Annotated in this window: 16 protein-coding genes; 9 read left to right on the plus strand and 7 right to left on the minus strand. The window is 41.8% G+C overall.

Features of this window, described 5'->3' with window-relative positions:
• Positions 1–2: 2 nt before the first annotated feature.
• Positions 3–1,208: an MFS transporter gene (locus CF394_RS13895; RefSeq protein ID WP_094944431.1), complete on the minus strand. Its 1,206-nt coding sequence runs from the start codon at positions 1,206–1,208 to the stop codon at positions 3–5.
• Positions 1,209–1,385: 177 nt separating this feature from the next.
• Between CF394_RS13895 and CF394_RS13900 the strand changes: the two genes are divergently transcribed.
• Complete coding sequence (locus tag CF394_RS13900) at positions 1,386–1,589, plus strand: hypothetical protein (protein ID WP_094944401.1); 204 nt, start codon at positions 1,386–1,388, stop codon at positions 1,587–1,589.
• A gap of 790 nt (positions 1,590–2,379) precedes the next feature.
• Here the strand turns inward: CF394_RS13900 and CF394_RS13905 are convergent.
• Positions 2,380–3,561: a MalY/PatB family protein gene (locus CF394_RS13905; protein WP_094944403.1), complete on the minus strand. Its 1,182-nt coding sequence runs from the start codon at positions 3,559–3,561 to the stop codon at positions 2,380–2,382.
• Between the two features lie 74 nt (positions 3,562–3,635).
• Here CF394_RS13905 and CF394_RS13910 point away from each other — a divergent pair, with 74 nt between their 5' ends.
• On the plus strand, positions 3,636–3,896 hold the full coding sequence (locus CF394_RS13910; protein ID WP_094944404.1) for a DUF1871 family protein: 261 nt from the start codon (positions 3,636–3,638) through the stop codon (positions 3,894–3,896).
• Between the two features lie 37 nt (positions 3,897–3,933).
• Here CF394_RS13910 and CF394_RS13915 read toward each other — a convergent pair whose 3' ends face one another.
• The gene (locus tag CF394_RS13915; protein WP_094944406.1) at positions 3,934–4,146 is read right to left on the minus strand and encodes a helix-turn-helix domain-containing protein; all 213 of its coding nucleotides are present in this window, start codon (positions 4,144–4,146) and stop codon (positions 3,934–3,936) included.
• 85 nt (positions 4,147–4,231) lie between these two features.
• A complete protein-coding gene (locus CF394_RS13920) occupies positions 4,232–5,563 on the minus strand; it encodes a sodium-dependent transporter (protein WP_094944407.1) in 1,332 nt (443 codons plus the stop codon).
• Between the two features lie 135 nt (positions 5,564–5,698).
• On the opposite strand from CF394_RS13920, the gene CF394_RS13925 reads away from it, so the two are divergent.
• The 3 genes from CF394_RS13925 (at position 5,699) to yugI (ending at position 8,237) form a co-directional block, all read left to right on the plus strand.
• Complete coding sequence (locus CF394_RS13925; protein WP_094944409.1) at positions 5,699–6,253, plus strand: RNA polymerase sigma factor; 555 nt, start codon at positions 5,699–5,701, stop codon at positions 6,251–6,253.
• Entirely contained in the window at positions 6,240–7,775 is a 1,536-nt protein-coding gene (locus CF394_RS13930; protein ID WP_094944410.1) for a DUF4179 domain-containing protein, read from the plus strand. The genes CF394_RS13925 and CF394_RS13930 overlap by 14 nt, the downstream gene beginning before the upstream one ends.
• A 90-nt stretch (positions 7,776–7,865) precedes the next feature.
• Positions 7,866–8,237, plus strand: coding sequence for a S1 domain-containing post-transcriptional regulator GSP13 (gene yugI / locus CF394_RS13935; protein WP_094944412.1), 372 nt, complete (start codon positions 7,866–7,868; stop codon positions 8,235–8,237).
• Positions 8,238–8,272: 35 nt separating this feature from the next.
• On the opposite strand, the gene CF394_RS13940 is transcribed toward yugI, so the two are convergent.
• On the minus strand, positions 8,273–9,595 hold the full coding sequence (locus CF394_RS13940) for an AAA-type ATPase lid domain-containing protein (protein WP_094944414.1): 1,323 nt from the start codon (positions 9,593–9,595) through the stop codon (positions 8,273–8,275).
• Positions 9,596–9,739: 144 nt separating this feature from the next.
• Between CF394_RS13940 and pruA the strand changes: the two genes are divergently transcribed.
• From pruA to CF394_RS13960, 4 genes are all read left to right on the plus strand, one after another.
• Positions 9,740–11,284: an L-glutamate gamma-semialdehyde dehydrogenase gene (gene pruA, locus CF394_RS13945; RefSeq protein ID WP_094944415.1), complete on the plus strand. Its 1,545-nt coding sequence runs from the start codon at positions 9,740–9,742 to the stop codon at positions 11,282–11,284.
• Between the two features lie 67 nt (positions 11,285–11,351).
• The gene (locus CF394_RS13950; protein ID WP_094944417.1) at positions 11,352–12,542 is read left to right on the plus strand and encodes an ornithine--oxo-acid transaminase; all 1,191 of its coding nucleotides are present in this window, start codon (positions 11,352–11,354) and stop codon (positions 12,540–12,542) included.
• 71 nt (positions 12,543–12,613) lie between these two features.
• Positions 12,614–13,858: a Glu/Leu/Phe/Val family dehydrogenase gene (locus CF394_RS13955; RefSeq protein WP_094944418.1), complete on the plus strand. Its 1,245-nt coding sequence runs from the start codon at positions 12,614–12,616 to the stop codon at positions 13,856–13,858.
• A gap of 100 nt (positions 13,859–13,958) precedes the next feature.
• Entirely contained in the window at positions 13,959–15,122 is a 1,164-nt protein-coding gene (locus CF394_RS13960) for an iron-containing alcohol dehydrogenase (protein WP_094944420.1), read from the plus strand.
• Between the two features lie 20 nt (positions 15,123–15,142).
• On the opposite strand, the gene CF394_RS13965 is transcribed toward CF394_RS13960, so the two are convergent.
• Together CF394_RS13965 and CF394_RS13970 are read right to left on the minus strand one after the other, a co-directional pair.
• On the minus strand, positions 15,143–16,138 hold the full coding sequence (locus CF394_RS13965; protein ID WP_094944422.1) for a cation diffusion facilitator family transporter: 996 nt from the start codon (positions 16,136–16,138) through the stop codon (positions 15,143–15,145).
• Positions 16,139–16,149: 11 nt separating this feature from the next.
• Positions 16,150–16,860 (minus strand): MgtC/SapB family protein, encoded by a 711-nt coding sequence (locus tag CF394_RS13970; RefSeq protein ID WP_094944424.1) that lies wholly within the window; start codon positions 16,858–16,860, stop codon positions 16,150–16,152.
• Positions 16,861–17,301 lie beyond the last annotated feature (441 nt).

Genomic DNA, 17,301 nt, shown 5'->3' on the forward strand with positions numbered 1-17,301 from the left:
ACTTATGTGGCTTTCATATGCAGTTCTTCTTCAAGTAAGACTTCCTCAAAATCTTGTTGAGGAGCTTTTTGTACATAAGTTAACACAATGACTGCGACTACAAACAAAGCACCTGTTAGCACAAAGACTGTAGAAATACCGACCCAACCGGCTACAAATCCTCCGAACATGGGACCGATAATATTCCCTAAGAAGCGGGCACTCGTATTATAGCCCATTAACTCGCCCTGTACTTCAATAGGAGCTTCACGGCGAATAATGGCTGTAGTAATCGGCACAAGTCCGCCAGCTGCAATCCCAAACAAGAAGCGAAGGATCACTAGCTGCCATAAGGAACTGACAAACGCTTGAGGAACTATAAATAGAACGCTCAGCACTAACAGGATCATCAAGATTTTTTCATAACCATAAGTGTCTCCAAATTTCCCCCACGCACGAGTAAACAGTAAGTTGCCTACACCAGCAGCACTAAAGGCGAGGCCAGCTAGGAATGCGATGTTCGCTGCATGCGTCAGTTCGCCAACATAAAGTGACAACAGAGGTTGCACGCTGAACAGGCCAATTTGAATCAAGGCCGTAATTACAAGAACGTTCCAGATCAATCGGTGATGCAAAATGCCGGAGATAACTGTTTTCCGAGAGAAGGAGTGTGCGTTCGACTTTCTGACAATCTTCTCTTCTCGAATGAAGAATAGGACAATAAACGCGGCTAAAGTGACAGCTACGGCTGCAATGATAAAGGTGTAAGAAAAGCCGAACGTATCTGCCATTAATCCACCGAGAACGGGGCCGAAAAGGGTACCGGCTACACTACCCATTTGAAGCGTACCTAGTGTTTTACCGGCTACTTCTTTTGGTGTCTGGCTACTTATAAAGGCGAGTGACGTTGGGATAAACCCAGTTACGACTCCCATAAATAAACGCAAAATAAAAAACGCTTCAACAGATTGCACGAATCCCATTAATAGGACGGACAGTGCGATCCCGAATCCGTTTAATACAAGAATTGGTTTGTAGCCATAGCGGTCAGCAATTCGTCCCCAAATAGGTGACATCAAGAAAGCGGTAATAAAGGTTGCTCCAAAAACGAGCCCTGACCATTTTTGTACATAGGAGTCTGTAAATTCTCCAAACGTTTCGATATACAGTGATAAAAAGGGCATAATCATGGTCATCGTGCTTGCGACCAAAAAGTTCGTACCCCACATAATTTTAAAGTTTTTCTTTGAGTGCAATGAAATCCCTTCTTTCTAAATATGCATCTCATCATTTCTATTATAGAACATTTCGTAAGGCGAAGGAAGGGATGTGCTCATTATTTTATTTCGAGGAGAAGTCTATGGTACAATGAGGGCGACATCATAATACAGAAAGAAGATGACTCTGTGTTCAATTTATTGTTTCTTTATCTCTATTTCCCAGAAGATAAAACCGAATACATTCCTGTCGTGTTACAATTGGTTGCGGTGCTTATTTTAGCGGCATTTGTTATACGTTGGTTATTAAAACGATCCGCTATTGAGGCTGAACAAGCAAGACAGTTAGAAGAACGATTAAAAGCAGAAAAAGAGCAAGAACAGTCTAAATAGGCTGCTCTTGCTCCTTTTAATTCTTGGCAGAACGGACTCTTCTATCTGGAGACGATGGATCTTCTCTAAGAACTATAAACCAAAGGTGCAGGACTCGCTTATTGAGCGAGTCCTGCACCTTTCTTCATCGTAGGGGAGAAAATCCACATCTTGTAATGGAAAAATACCGGTCTGTGAGTGCTTTGCCGGAAATTGTGGAAACTCAGAATCCCTTCGTCGGCTCTGCCTCTATATGATGTGGCAAGAATCAATAGCTTTCTCTAGAAAACTAGGAAGAGGCGGGGCTGTGCTGGGGCAAGGCCCGATGTAGAGAACTCAAAAACACAATCTAGGACAGCTGGTATGCTGAAATGATGACAGAACTTTAACCCCTGGGGTTGTATCACTAAGAAGTGTAGTTCAGATGTTCCGAAAAGTTAGTACCATTTTCTCGCTGTCCGGTCGGTGCTTCTCAGTTTGTGGTGACGGGCCCGCCCCAGCGTAGCCCGACTGCTCTCTGATCTCTATTCAGCTAGTAGGTTACTACTTCAGAACAAGTAGAGGCGGAGACGTCGCAGGTACGTATCAGTTTCACAACTTCCCAACAAAGCTCTAGCTGTACAGGTCTAATCTGAAGGTTTGGATTGAATTGGTAGAGGACTAAGAAGAGTAGTGGCCGATTCGCTCAAGAAGCGAATCGGCCACTACTGGTTTTTATTCCTTTTCAAAAATCAATCCTTGGAGAATAGATAAGACTAGTACTCCAAGAATTCAATTTTGCAAGCAACGTTAGCTTTAGCTGATTTACTAATTACTTTTTTAAGCTTTTCACGGCTGTTAAGAAACGGTCGACACCTTCACCAACTGTCTCTGCTGGACAGGCCACATTCATTCGTAAGAAGCCGTCACCTTCAGGACCGTATTTGGTTCCTGGCTCAAGTGCCAGCTTCCCTTCATGTAACAAGGCGTGCATCATATCTTTCTCCGATACTTCTAGAGCTCGGTAATCAATCCATAACAGATAAGTCGCCTCTGGCTGGGGGACACGAATTTCAGGTGCTTCTTTTTGAAGACGCTCTGCGACATACTCCATGTTTGCCTTCACTTGCTGAAGAAGCTCTTCGACCCAGTCAGCACCTTGTTCATAAGCAGCCTGCATAGCCGTTGCCCCGAGAACCGTGACACCCATATGAGCGGCTTGCATGGCGGTCTCTTTCAGTTTCTCTCGTTTTGCCGAATCCGTCACAATCATATAAGCAGCTTGAAGACCTGCTAAATTAAAGGTCTTTGTAGGTGCCATACATGTGATGATGTGGTCTGTGTGCTCTGCTACCGATAAAGCTGTAACATGTTTGTGAGGAGCGAAAACCAAATCAGCATGGATTTCATCGGATATAAACAATACGTCGTTTTGATAACACAGATCGACCATAGCCTTCACATCCTCACGTGACCACACCTTACCACCTGGATTATGTGGATTACAGAAAATAAAAGCAGCGATGTCTTCTTTTAATGCTTGTTCAAATGCTTCTAAATCAATAGAGTACTGACCATCAGATTCTGAAAGACTGAAAGTCACTACTTCACGGCCTAGGTTGGAAGGTGTGTTACGGAAAGGTGGATAAACGGGTCCGTGTACAAGGACTCGGTCTCCAACATTCGTAAATGCTTGCAGTGCCAATGCCATAGAAGGAATGACACCCGATTCGTAAACTAACCAATCCTTTTCAATGGTCGTGTTATGACGATCCGCCACCCAGTTGCAGATAGCTTGTCCAACATGATCACCGGGATAGGAGTATCCAAAGACGCCATCGCGAATTCTAGATACTAGTGCATCTTCGACAAACGGAGGTAGGGCGAAGTCCATATCTGCCACCCACATAGGTAAAATCTCTTCTCCATGCTTTACAGCGTAGACCTCATTTAACATATCCCACTTGATTGAATCTGTGTTTCTACGATTATGTACTTTTGTAAAATCATACATTGGGTAATTCTCCTTCCATTTTGTATGTTCTATGCTATTATATAGCAGACTATATCAGAAAATAAGGTGAAGACATGCATCAAGTTGAAATGAACAAACAAGCCATACGAATTTTAGAAGACTGGGATCCGTTCGCACTAGGAACAGATCATTACGCAGCTGAAGCGGCAGATGTCGTAGCTTTCCTGCAAGGGGCTACCCATCCATCAGATGTTGCTCATCATATGCAGCTCGTCTATGAGCATTCATTTGAACAATGGATTCCTTTAGAAGATTGTATGGAAATTGCGTACAAACTCATTGCGCTTAAATTGTCCGTCACATGTAGCTTGTAATAAAAATCCCTGTGGAAACGGTTTCCACAGGGATTTCTTATGCGGTTGTTAAACCGTCCATTAAATTTGATGCAGGTACTTCTAAGGCGTTAGATAGCTTTAAAAGCGTTTGAGTTGAAGGCTTTTCAGTACCTGACTCATAGGCTTCTAATTTTGCTACGCCAATACGGACTTTCAAGGATAGGTCTTCTAACGTCATATTGCGTTCTTGACGTAGTCGTTTTAATTGATTTGCTAACTCTACATTCATCTTCGCCACATCCTTTCCTATATAAGATATGTTACCATACTTTTGAATGCGCAATAATCAGAAAACGTGACGAAACTCGTACAATTTATAGCAAGCTCTCCACGATTTTCTGAATCAGGATAAGTAAGATCATTACAGGCGCCACGTATCTAACTAATGAACGCCACAGTCTATAAACGGGGGGAGTAAGAGCCAATTCTTCTTGTGTAAGCGATTTGGACAATACATACCCAGCGAATATAGAGATGAACAAGGCTCCAATTGGCAAGCCGAAATTGTTTACCAAGAAGTCCGCGTTATCAAAGAATGTTCGTCCACCTACTGTCCAGTCAGAAAGCACTCCGAATGACAAAGCGCTAGGAATTCCGAATAAGAAAATAGCTAATCCCATAATGAATGCAGCTCGGCGGCGACGGTCGTATTTTGACTTTATCACAATAGATACAGTAATTTCCAACATGCTGATTGAAGAAGTGAGTGTCGCAAACAACAATAAGATGAAGAACAGTAGCATAAAGAATGAACCAAATGCTACTTGTTCAAAGACAGCCGGCAAGATGATAAATACAAGGCCAGGTCCTTCATTAGGCGAGTATCCTAATGCGAATACAGCAGGGAAGATCACGAGTCCTGCAAGTAATGAGATGAAGATATTCATTCCCGCAACACTAGTTGCCGACTGAGCTAAGTTCGTCTCTTTCGACAGGTACGAAGCATAAGTAATCATTCCAGATACCCCAACGCTTAGAGAGAAAAATGCTTGTCCTAAAGCCATTAAAGCGGTCTCCCAACTTACTGCACTCCAATCGGGAACAAGTAAGAAGCGAACACCTTCCATAGCCCCGTCTAAAGTTAACGAACGAATCGCCAAAATAATAAAGAAGATGAACAAAGCAGGCATCATCCATTTGCTTGCTTTTTCAATGCCACCTTTAATTCCGCCAGAAACGATCCAAATCGTTAGAAGCATAAAAATTGCTTGGGCAAAAATAGCTTGCCAAGGATTTGAAATCATAGATGTAAAAGTTGCTTCATAGTCAATCGTTGAAGTTGTTACGAGTTGTTTAACGGAAATCCACAAATACGTGATAATCCAACCGCCTACTACCGAGTAGAAAGACAGGATCACGAAAGAGAAGACAAATCCGGCACGTCCAATCCATGCCCACGCCTTGGTATCACTGAGCCTCTGGAAGCTAGTCACAGCGTCCGCCTGACCTCGGCGGCCAATCAAGAACTCCGCAAGTAAAATAGGTAGTCCGATAAGAAGAGTAGCGATGATGAAGAATAAAACAAACACGCCTCCACCGTTCGTCCCCGCCATATATGGAAACTTCCAAATAGCGCCTAGCCCAATTGCTGAGCCTGCAGCAGCTAATATGAATCCGATTTTTGAACCAAATGAATCTCTTTTCATTTAAAACCCACCTTCAAAACTAATTGCCTTATTGTATATGAATTCTTTACAAAAACAAAGTATTAATTCTAACTGTACATTTCTGTAACTTTTACCAGTTCTATTACGTACCATACATAGCTAAGGGGGGATCATGTGACAGCCAATCTGATTGAAGCGGCGCAACAAGGAGATATAGATGCCTATGAACAACTCATCGCTCACTACGGAACAACAGTGGAACGGTTTGCTTTTCAATGTGGTGCCAAGTATCACGACGTGCCCGACATATCTCAAGAAGTTTTTATACGTCTTTATCGATTTTTACATCAGTTCAATCAAGAGCGATTTACAACATGGCTCTATAAAGTAACGTTGAATGCAACACGCGATCATTACCGAAAACAAGGAGTGGAACGTTCTAAAGAACAAAAAGTTAAAGAAGGCGTTCATCTGTCACATTCGACGGGATCCGATTACAAAATTTTAGTTGATGAACAAGATAGAGAATTACATGCGTGTATTCAGAGCTTGGATGAGAAGTATCGTTACCCGCTTGTCTTATATTATTTTCAAGACTGTAGCTATAACCAAATTGCTGAAGTCCTTTCTTTGCCACTAGCCACTGTTAAAATTCGAATTCACAGATCAAAAGATTTATTACGTGGACTACTAGAGAAGGGAGAGGTGAGTTCGCATGGAGGAGCATGATTTAGAACGTCGGTTGGCTAAATTGAAACAATCCTATGAGCACTTAGAGATGCAGGCAAATCCTAAAGCAATTACTGCGAAGTTAAAAGAGGAGCAGGGAGTAGAGCCTAAAGTCGTGAAAAAGAAATTTGCTTGGCGAGTTCCCTTGATAGCCGCTGCAGCTGTACTTGTGATGTTTATTATCTCGGCTACCTATCTTCAAAATGAACTGACTGCTTCTACGTCAGAAGAAGGAGTTACAGAGTTTGGACCTGCATCGTACGAAAAGTACGCAGAGTCTCTGGACATCTATTATGAGCAACTAAAAGCGAAACAGCTTGCAAGAAGTGGACTTGACGAGCAGCAATTTAATGCAATCTCCACGATGAAAAGTGCGGAAGAGTATTATAAATCCAACCGCGACTCCTTTATGAAAAAACAACTTATCACAGATCCTGCAACTCTTTATACTAAAGTGACAGGTGAGCTTGAGCGGATGATGAAGCTGCCAGAAGATCTCATAGAAGATGTACACAAAACAAATGGGACACTTCCTTTAGATGTTGCGGAATCTGGAAAAATTCTCGGGGATTACTTTGCTTTAAAAGATAAAGTCTTAGCAGCCACTGCATTGGATACGGAATACAAACCACTTCTGACGGCAGAAGAACAAAAGGCTTTAAAAGAAATCGTTGACCCTAAATGGCATCCGATTATTCGTCTCGAACAATTTACGGTGATGTATGATGATGTCCACGGACTGCCAATAGAAGAGGCATCAGAATTTTTTGCGGAGCTTGAAGCAAGTTATTCAGATCCCGATATTCAGTTACTTGATAATAAATACCAAGTGGTAGCGGTACTTTATAGAGCGTTATTTGGTTCATTTGAAACGGAACCTATATTTAAAAAATCAGGTGTGCCAGAAGAATTTCGTATGGCATGGAAAGAGTTTGCTAGTCAACCTGAGTCGACCATTTCTCATCGGATTTTCGCTCCAATCGTTGAAGAAATGGAAAGCTCCAATTGGACCTCTTCACCTACTTGGGAAGCAACGACTATGGAACGTTTGGCTGGAATGGTAGAAAAGCTCGACGGGGCCACTTCGGAACAGCTTAGTTATGTTGGAGAGGTCCAATTAGTAGATGCTGACTTTTCTTCGCGGGTGCATGAACTTTTTAAAAGAAATTCTATGAAAGTGGGACCGGATAAGTATGCTGATGCGTCGCCATTTGAAATTATCGGATTGTATTACTATTACGAAGAACTCGGTGAACGCTATTTACAATATGACATGCTTTTAGATGATCCAAACTTTTTCACGATTAGTTTTGAAGAGTATGAAACATGGCCAATGAATGAGGGGAGAAAGCTATCGGATTTCACAAAAAGTCTCTCTTTCGTAAGTTACGATATGGATTTTGCTCGAATTGAAATGCAGCTAACGGACGAGTCTGCTAAAGAGTTTGGACAGGAGTATATGACTTTCCAGTTGTACTGGACAAAAGATGGATGGAAAGTTCCACTCATGCCGACACAATAATGTTCAGAATAATGAATAAGTCTTCATTTTATGCTATACTGAAAGTGGCCGAATTGGCGATTTCTTTCAAAATAGAATGGAGCAATCCTCATGAAAAATTACAAAGTGGGAGATGTTGTAACGGGTATTGTAACGGGAATTCAACCATATGGTGCTTTTGTTAGCTTATCAGACGATACGCAGGGCTTGATTCACATTTCAGAGATTACCTATGGGTATGTGCGTGACATTCACGACTTTCTGCAAGTCGGACAAGCTGTAAAAGTGAAAGTGCTTGAAATTGACCGTAAAGAAAATAAAATCAGTCTATCCTTACGTGCCTTACAAGATCGCCCTTTTTACCACCGACGAGACGACAAGGGGCGTGTGCCTCTACAAGAACGAATCGATGAACAAGACGCTGGAGGGTTTGACACTCTCAAGAGCAAGTTAGACGGATGGATAAAAAAATCACTTAAGTAAAAGAAGCGGTTCCCAAATTCGGGAGCCGCTTCTTTTTATTGCTCTTGTTTTAAATTCCGAAGTTTGCGCAACCGGTATTGAAGGTTTTGTCTACTCATTCCGAGTGCTTCCGCTGCTTTAGTAATATTGCCATCGTATTTTTCAACAGCTTTCTGCAAATAATAAGACTCGGCTTCTCGTAAATACTGATCAAGAGGCATCAGTTCTTTTTCGGAAGTTAACAAGAAATCTGAAGCTGTCACTTGTGTCTTATCTTGGACAGCTAATTTATAACGGAAATGAACAGGCAGCAGATCCTCTGTCAGTTTGGACTCCATTGGCAACATCGTAGCAATTTCATCTAACAGAAGTTCCAGCTCTTTCAAGTTACCAGGCCACTCGTAGCTAGTAAGTAGGTCTATCGCTTTTCCATCCACTTCTACTTTCCCTTGGCCATGTCTGTCTTCAAGGCGACGCAAATAGTCAGACACGAAAGGTGCAATATCTTCTTTTCGAGCTCGAAGAGGGGGAACTGTAATCGTCATGCTCGCAAAATAATAATACAAGTCACGGCTGAGCGCTCGACTGGCTACTAAATCAATCGGATCCGTACCTACACTCGCAATGAATAGATTGTGTTTCCCTGTCGAGGTCTGCAGGATGTGTAACAGTTCCTTTTGTAACTCGAGAGATAGCAGGTCAATACGTTCACAGAAAATCGTGGAATTAGAAACGTTCTTTAACTCATCTCGAAACTTATTCACAAGTAGTGGGTCCGAACTGTGACAGAAGAGACTGATGAATTGATCATTCGGTGGAGTCAGTTGGTAATGAATCCCCTCAGCTATGAGATCTTTTCCAGTGCCAGCTTCCCCGATGAGAAGGAGAGGCATGCGAACTTGAGCTGCACTTTTTGCTTTTGAAATGACAAGTCGCATCGATTCAGAAACAGCAGTTATAGAAGTTAAGGTAATAGGTTCGTTGTAGCGGCGAAGTGGCTGATAGACCAAACGCTCCAGAGCTGTAATGTCTCGAGCGAATTCGATAGCTCCAATTAGCTCGCCTTGTTCAAAAATCGGATACGTATCATTGATGGTAGTGATTTCTCTTCCTTTTTTGTTCCAATATGTCTGCTTTACTCTCGTAATGGGAGTGGCTGTAGACAGAACATGAAGCAGCGTGCTCTCTTCTTTTTCGAACTGAAACACTTCTAAAATCGAGCGATCTTCAACGTCAATTGACGTCAATCCCTCGATTTCTCTCATCTGGTCGTTATAGAGTACAGTCTTTCCGTTTTTATCAATCGCATGAATGCCGACACCCACTTGATCAATTGCAAATTTATAAAATGGAATTAAATGTGCGATTAAAGAGTCCATTTGGTTCACTTCCTAAAAAAATTTGAGGAAAATACAATATATCACTTGAAAAACGCAACAATCTTTTGCATTATTATATATGTAAATGAAAACGAAGTGCAAATAATTTTTGCACTATACTAATTAAGGGAGGATGTTTCTCAAATGATTCCATACAAACATGAAGCATTCACAGATTTCTCATTAGAAGAAAACAAACGCAAAATCAAAGAAGGTATTCAAACTGTCGAAGGGTATATGGGTGAAGAGTATCCATTAATCGTTGGCGGAGAGCGTATCACTACAGAAGATAAAATTGTTTCATACAACCCAGCTAACAAAACGGAAGTTGTAGGTAAAGTTTCAAAAGCTAGCCGTGAAATTGCTGAAAAAGCAATGAATATTGCAGACGAGACATTCAAAACGTGGAGCAAAGTAAAACCTGAAACACGTGCAGATATTCTTTTCAAAGCAGCAGCGATCATGCGTCGCCGTAAATTCGAGTTCTCTGGACTTCTTGTTAAAGAAGCAGGGAAGACTTGGGTAGAAGCAGACGTAGAAGCAGCAGAAGCAATTGACTTCCTAGAGTACTACGGTCGTCAAATGTTGAAGTTGAAAGAAGGTTACCCAGTAGAATCACGTCCAGGCGAATACAACCAGTTCAACTACATTCCACTTGGTGTAGCGGTTGTTATTTCTCCTTGGAACTTCCCATTCGCAATCATGGCTGGTACTACAGTAGCGGCAATGGTAGCAGGGAACACTGTTCTACTGAAACCAGCTTCAACGACACCAATCGTTTCTTACAAATTCGTTGAAGTACTTGAGCAAGCGGGAATGCCAGCAGGCGTTGTCAACTTCATCCCAGGTTCTGGTGCTGAAATTGGTGATTACCTAGTTGAACACCCACGCACTCGTCTAATCAGCTTTACAGGTTCACGTGACGTTGGTCTGGGAATCGTAGAGAAAGCTGCGAAACTATCTCCAGGCCAAATCTGGATCAAACGCACAATCCTTGAGATGGGCGGAAAAGATACAATTGTAGTAGATAAAGAAGCAGATCTAGAATTAGCTGCAACATCTATCGTGAAATCAGCATTCGGTTTCAGCGGTCAGAAATGTTCAGCATGTTCACGTGCCGTAATCGTAGAAGATGTTTACGATCAAGTAGTAGCACGCGTTAAAGAATTGACTGATGAATTAACAGTTGGTGTTCCTGATAACGACGAGCACTTCATGGGTCCTGTTATCGACGGTTCTGCATTCAAAAAAATCATGGAATACATTGAAATCGGTAAAGGTGAAGGCGAATTGTTAACTGGTGGTACTGGTGACGATTCACAAGGTTTCTTCATTCAACCAACTGTATTCAAAGATGTGGATCCACAAGCTCGTATCATGCAAGAAGAAATCTTCGGACCAGTACTTGCTATCACATCTGCAAAAGACTTCGATCACGCTTTAGAAATCGCAAACAATACAGAATACGGTTTAACAGGTGCTGTTATCTCTACAAACCGTATGAACATCGAAAAAGCTCGTGAAGAGTTCCATGTTGGAAACCTTTACTTCAACCGTGGCTGTACAGGTGCTATCGTTGGATACCAACCATTCGGCGGATTCAACATGTCAGGTACAGACTCTAAAGCTGGTGGACCAGATTACATCCAGCTTCACATGCAAGCTAAAACAACTTCAGAAATGCTGTAATCTCTTATAGAAGAGGCAGGCCGAATGGTGCGCCTGCCTCTTTCTACATAGATAAGGAGGAATTCGAATGTCAAAAACAACTGCAGTTATCGAACAGACTGAAAAGTACGGTGCTAATAACTACCATCCACTTCCAATCGTCATCTCAGAGGCTGAGGGTGTATGGGTGAAAGATCCAGAAGGAAATAAATTCATGGATATGCTATCTGCTTACTCAGCAGTCAACCAAGGACACCGTCATCCAAAAATTATTAAAGCTCTTAAGGATCAAGCTGACCGTGTGACGTTAACTTCACGTGCGTTCCATAATGATCAACTTGGACCATGGTACGAATTGATCACGAAGCTTTCAGGTAAAGAAATGGCACTTCCAATGAACACGGGTGCAGAAGCAGTTGAAACTGCATTCAAAGCAGCTCGTCGTTGGGCTTATGATGTGAAGGGGGTAGCAGAAGATCAAGCTGAAGTTATTGCCTGCGAAGGAAACTTCCACGGACGTACAATGACAGCTGTTTCTCTATCTTCAGATCCTGAATACAAACGTGGCTTTGGGCCAATGCTTCCAGGAATCAAATTAATTCCTTACGGTGACTTAGAGGCTTTAAAAGCGGCTATCACTCCAAATACTGCTGCATTCATGATGGAACCGATTCAAGGTGAAGCAGGTATTGTTATTCCACCAACTGGTTTTATGAAAGCCGCAAAAGAACTTTGTGAACAGCACAATGTTCTATTCATTGCAGATGAAATCCAAGCTGGTCTTGCTCGTACGGGTCGTATGTTTGCTTCTGAATGGGAAGACGTAAACCCAGACATGTACATTCTAGGTAAAGCACTAGGTGGGGGAGTATTCCCGATTTCTTGTGTCGTTGCAGATCGTGACGTGTTAGGTGTCTTCAATCCAGGATCACACGGTTCAACTTTCGGTGGGAATCCATTAGCATGTGCAGTATCTATCGCATCTCTTGAAGTATTAGTAGATGAAGAGCTTGCAAAACGTTCTGAAGAACTAGGAAACTACTTTAAAGAAGAATTGCAAAAAATCAGCCATCCTTCAATTAAAGAAGTACGTGGCCGTGGATTGTTCATCGGACTCGAGTTACATGAAGCAGCTCGTCCATACTGTGAACAATTAAAAGAATTAGGCTTGTTATGTAAAGAAACACACGATACAGTAATTCGTTTTGCACCACCACTGGTTATTACTAAAGAAGAATTAGACTGGGCATTAGAGCGTATAAAAAAAGTTTTTGCATAACAAATTCCAATTGACTATGGTACAATGAATCTGAATTCTACTATTACTATTTAAAGAGGCGAATTGATAAAATGGCTGAAAATTTAAACCTGTTTACATCGACACAGGCAGTTGTTCAAGAAGCATTACAAAAACTAGGCTACGATGAAGCAATGTATGAACTATTGAAAGAGCCGCTTCGTATGCTGGAAGTTCGTATCCCAGTCCGTATGGATGACAACACAGTAAAAGTGTTTACTGGATACCGTGCACAGCATAACGATGCCGTCGGACCGACTAAAGGTGGAGTACGTTTCCATCCAGGTGTTACTGACGAAGAAGTGAAAGCCCTTTCTATGTGGATGACATTAAAATGTGGTATCGTCGACCTTCCATATGGTGGAGGTAAAGGTGGGGTAACATGTGACCCACGTGAAATGTCTATGGGAGAACTAGAACGTCTAAGCCGCGGCTATGTTCGAGCGGTTAGTCAGATCGTTGGACCAACTAAAGATATTCCTGCTCCAGACGTATTTACAAATGCTCAAATCATGGCATGGATGATGGATGAGTACAGCCGAATTGATGAATTCAACTCACCAGGATTCATCACTGGGAAACCACTAGTTCTTGGTGGATCTCAAGGCCGTGACCGCGCTACTGCTCAAGGTGTAACAATCTGTATCAATGAAGCTGCTAAAAAAGTAGGCATTGATATGACGGGTGCGCGTGTTGTTATCCAAGGTTTCGGTAATGCAGGAAGCTTCTTAGCGAAGTTCTTGAGTGACCAAGGTGCGAAAGTTATCGGGATCTCAGATGCTTACGGGGCACTTCATGATCCAAGTGGTTTAGATATCGATTATTTATTAGATCGTCGTGATTCATTTGGAACTGTCACTACTTTGTTTGAAAACACGATTTCCAATCAAGAGTTGTTGGAACTAGATTGCGATATCTTAGTACCAGCTGCAATTGAAAACCAAATCACTTCAGACAATGCTCACAACATTAAAGCAACAATTGTTGTAGAAGCTGCTAATGGTCCTACAACTTCTGAAGCTACTAAAATTCTTCATGACCGTGGCATCTTGCTTGTTCCAGACGTACTGGCATCTGCTGGTGGCGTTACGGTATCTTACTTTGAGTGGGTACAGAACAACCAAGGCTACTACTGGACTGAAGAAGAAGTTAGTGAAAAACTCCACAAGAAAATGGTCGACGCGTTCGAAAACATTTACAACGTGGCGTCTACTCGCAACATCAACATGCGCTTAGCTGCTTATATGGTTGGTGTGCGTCGTACTGCAGAAGCATCACGCTTCCGTGGTTGGGTATAAGATTGAAAGCTCCCTTTGTGGGAGCTTTTTTTAGTGCCTTATAATAGACGTGTGAGACCAGAAGATGTAGGATTATACTGAAAAAGAAAGGAGAGGTTGTATGAATTCATTTAGCTTCTATAACCCTGTAAAACTAATATTCGGTAAAGGTCAACTTTCCACATTGTCTAAAGAGCTTGCACCATTCGGTAAAAAAGTTCTTGTTGTATATGGTGGAGGAAGCATCAAGAAAAGTGGTCTTTACGATAAAGTAATGGCAAAGCTAGCTGAAGGTGGGTTCGAAGTGTTCGAACTAGCTGGAGTGGAACCAAATCCTCGTCTTTCTACAGCTAAAAAAGGTATCGAGATTTGTAAAGAGAATGATGTAGATGCAGTGCTTGCTGTTGGTGGAGGATCTGTCATCGACTGTTCTAAACTTATCATTGCCGGTGCAAAATACGATGGAGATCCATGGGACTTCGTAACACGTAAAGCACAACCACAAGATGCGTTGCCACTTGGTACTGTATTGACGCTTGCGGCAACCGGTTCTGAAATGAACGCAGGCTCTGTTATCACAAACGAAGAGACAGAAGAAAAGTACGGTTGGGGCTCTCCACTAAGCTTCCCGAAATTCTCTATCTTAGATCCAGAACATACTTTCACGGTTCCGGCAAACCAAACGGTTTATGGTATCGTCGATATGATGTCACATATGTTCGAACAATATTACAACAATGGTACGAACACACCTGTACAAGATGAGATGATCGAAGGGGTTCTACGAGCAGTCATTGAGACGGCACCAAAACTAATGGAAGACCTGACTAGTTACGAGCACCGTGAAACGATTTTGTTTGCCGGAACTCTTGGACTAAACAACTTCTTGCAGATGGGCTATAACGGAGACTGGGCAAGTCATAACATTGAACACGCAGTTTCTGCAATTTACGATATTCCCCACGCGGGCGGACTGGCTATCATCTTCCCAGAGTGGATGCGTCACAATGTAAAAGTAAATCCAGCTCGTTTTGCTCGTATGGCTACGAAAGTATTCGGAGTGAACCCAGAAGGGAAGTCAGATGAGGAAGTCGCTTACGAAGGAATCGATCGTCTAGTAGAATTCTGGACGTCTATCGGTGCTCCACAAAAACTGAGCGACTATGAAATCGGAGACGACCGTATTGAAGACATGGTTGATAAGACTTTAGTCTACGGGCCGTTTGGAAACTTTAATAAACTACAGGCAGAAGATGTTCGAAGCATTTTGAAAGCTGCCCTGTAACAAAGAAAAAACTCACGACGCTATTTCGCGTCGTGAGTTTTTAATGTTGTGTGCTGTTCTTTATGGTGCCTCCAAGACTTAATGCCGTCATTTTCATCGAACGAAATGACAACGTCTGTGACGCCTGGCTGACTTAATATTAGTTTAGACAATTCATCTTGAATATCATCCACCTTGGCGAACGATAGAGAGTGATCAATCTCAATCTCTGTTTCAACATGGAGATATTCGCCTTCTTTTACGACCTCTAAACGCTGTATATCTTTCACGTGAGGATTTTCAGAAATGACATACGCAATGTGAGTCAACATCTGTTCATCAGTTTCTCCAATGACGCCACGTGCATTTTCTAAGAACACTTTAAATACTACATAGAATAACATAAGTCCGATAATGATAGAGACTATACCTTCAGCAGCTAAGAAGCCAGTGAAATGAGCAATGATTACAGCTGTTGCTGCCATAAGGTTACCAACTGTTGCAACTAAATCTTCCATAAATACTAATTTTGTAGCAGGCTTTGCTCTATTTAGATTTGTAAAGCTCTTTGTAAGGGGGGCTAAAAATCCACCTGTAACATGTGCTTCGTGTAATACTTCTTTACCGGCCTTATAAAGAACAAATACTTCTAATAAAAAAGCTACTAATAAAACAGTTAGAATTATTGCGATGCCACCAGTTTCACTTGGGTGCCAAATATGGTGCCAGCCTTCTTTAATCGTTTCGTATGCCAAAATACCAACTATGATTGCTGCAGTAAGTACAACAAGATTCACTAGCCTTCCAAATCCGTTAGGAAATCGAGGGGTTGGTGCTTTTTTTGATAAAGCAGATCCGATAAATACAAAAAACTGATTTACCGCATCTCCGATGGAGTGCATCATCTCTGCAAACATGGCAACGTTTCCGGTAATCAAGAAAGCTCCACCTTTCATCGCAGCGATGAATGTGTTTACTAGAGCCGCCAATAAGGATGGTTTATTCCCACCTTTTAATAACCCAAAAACTTCTCTCATTCCTTTTCCTCCTAATCAATGGCTTCAATTTCGATAGCAGTAATATAACTTTGTTCTCTGAGCAGGTGATAGAATTCATTCGGCTTTACTTTATTGACCATAGAGATACGCAATCTTAACTCATGCTGTGGCATCAGTTCTAGAGAATGATCTTTAATTTGCATATCTTGAATCTTTCCTCCTTGAGACTGGATATATTCGATAGCCTGGTCAATATAGGCAGCTTCCGAAAGCCAAAGATGTAGAGAAATGTCTCTCATCCGCAACCTTCTTGGACCTAACTTTGTTAACAGAGGTGGTACTACTTCGATGCCAAGTAAAACAATGATGACACTAAAAGCAGCTTCTACATAAAATCCTGCACCTACTGCTATACCAATACCTCCAGCTCCCCAGATCATAGCCGCTGTCGTTAACCCACTTATACTATCGTTTCCTTTACGGAGAATAACTCCTGCCCCTAGAAATCCTATGCCACTTACAATTTGTGCTGCAAGTCGCAATGGATCCATAGTGATGTTCACTTCATCATTTCCTTCAGCAATATAGGCAGCTTCAATAGAGATATATGTAAGAAGACAGCTGAAGGTAGCAATGACTACAGAAGTTTTTAAACCTACCGGTTTCTTTTTCAGTTCCCTTTCTAAGCCAATAATTAAACTTAAAAGAGCCGCAAAAGTTAACTTAATTAGAATTTCATTGTAATCCGTCATCCATTCCATAGTATCGACTCCTTTTAATTATTCTCTCATATAAATATGAAGCGAAAAAGACAGGATTAAAAATACTTTTCATTTTTTAAAAATAGGGGGTTGCTATTTCATGTTCTACAAGGTATATTATTACTTGTCCTTAAAATAATATCAGTACGGTTGATAAATTATTTTAAAAAAGTGTTTGACACTGAAGAGGACATCGAGGTATACTAAGTGAGTCGCCAAAACGAGTGACACACAAACATGAACATTGAAAACTGAACATGCAAGACGTCAAGATAGAGCGTCACCACCCCGACCCCCGTTGGGTGTGCGTGACGCAAACAGAACCAAACTACTTCCTATAAACGGTCGTGATGGACGTTCAAAAATTAAGTCAGCAACAAAATGAGCTTATATTAAGTTCTCTTTTATGGAGAGTTTGATCCTGGCTCAGGACGAACGCTG

This window comes from Tetzosporium hominis (assembly GCF_002265435.1).
GTDB classification, from domain to species: domain Bacteria; phylum Bacillota; class Bacilli; order Bacillales_A; family Planococcaceae; genus Chryseomicrobium; species Chryseomicrobium hominis.

Excerpts from the sequence above, each read along its gene's own strand:
- CF394_RS13895 (WP_094944431.1), bottom strand. The coding sequence starts at position 1,208 with ATGTGGGGTACGAACTTTTTGGTCGCAAGCACGATGACCATGATTATG.
- CF394_RS13905 (WP_094944403.1), bottom strand. The coding sequence starts at position 3,561 with ATGTATGATTTTACAAAAGTACATAATCGTAGAAACACAGATTCAATC.
- CF394_RS13910 (WP_094944404.1), top strand. The coding sequence starts at position 3,636 with ATGCATCAAGTTGAAATGAACAAACAAGCCATACGAATTTTAGAAGAC.
- CF394_RS13915 (WP_094944406.1), bottom strand. The coding sequence starts at position 4,146 with ATGAATGTAGAGTTAGCAAATCAATTAAAACGACTACGTCAAGAACGC.
- CF394_RS13920 (WP_094944407.1), bottom strand. The coding sequence starts at position 5,563 with ATGAAAAGAGATTCATTTGGTTCAAAAATCGGATTCATATTAGCTGCT.
- CF394_RS13930 (WP_094944410.1), top strand. The coding sequence starts at position 6,240 with ATGGAGGAGCATGATTTAGAACGTCGGTTGGCTAAATTGAAACAATCC.
- yugI (WP_094944412.1), top strand. The coding sequence starts at position 7,866 with ATGAAAAATTACAAAGTGGGAGATGTTGTAACGGGTATTGTAACGGGA.
- CF394_RS13940 (WP_094944414.1), bottom strand. The coding sequence starts at position 9,595 with ATGGACTCTTTAATCGCACATTTAATTCCATTTTATAAATTTGCAATT.
- pruA (WP_094944415.1), top strand. The coding sequence starts at position 9,740 with ATGATTCCATACAAACATGAAGCATTCACAGATTTCTCATTAGAAGAA.
- CF394_RS13950 (WP_094944417.1), top strand. The coding sequence starts at position 11,352 with ATGTCAAAAACAACTGCAGTTATCGAACAGACTGAAAAGTACGGTGCT.
- CF394_RS13955 (WP_094944418.1), top strand. The coding sequence starts at position 12,614 with ATGGCTGAAAATTTAAACCTGTTTACATCGACACAGGCAGTTGTTCAA.
- CF394_RS13960 (WP_094944420.1), top strand. The coding sequence starts at position 13,959 with ATGAATTCATTTAGCTTCTATAACCCTGTAAAACTAATATTCGGTAAA.
- CF394_RS13965 (WP_094944422.1), bottom strand. The coding sequence starts at position 16,138 with ATGAGAGAAGTTTTTGGGTTATTAAAAGGTGGGAATAAACCATCCTTA.
- CF394_RS13970 (WP_094944424.1), bottom strand. The coding sequence starts at position 16,860 with ATGGAATGGATGACGGATTACAATGAAATTCTAATTAAGTTAACTTTT.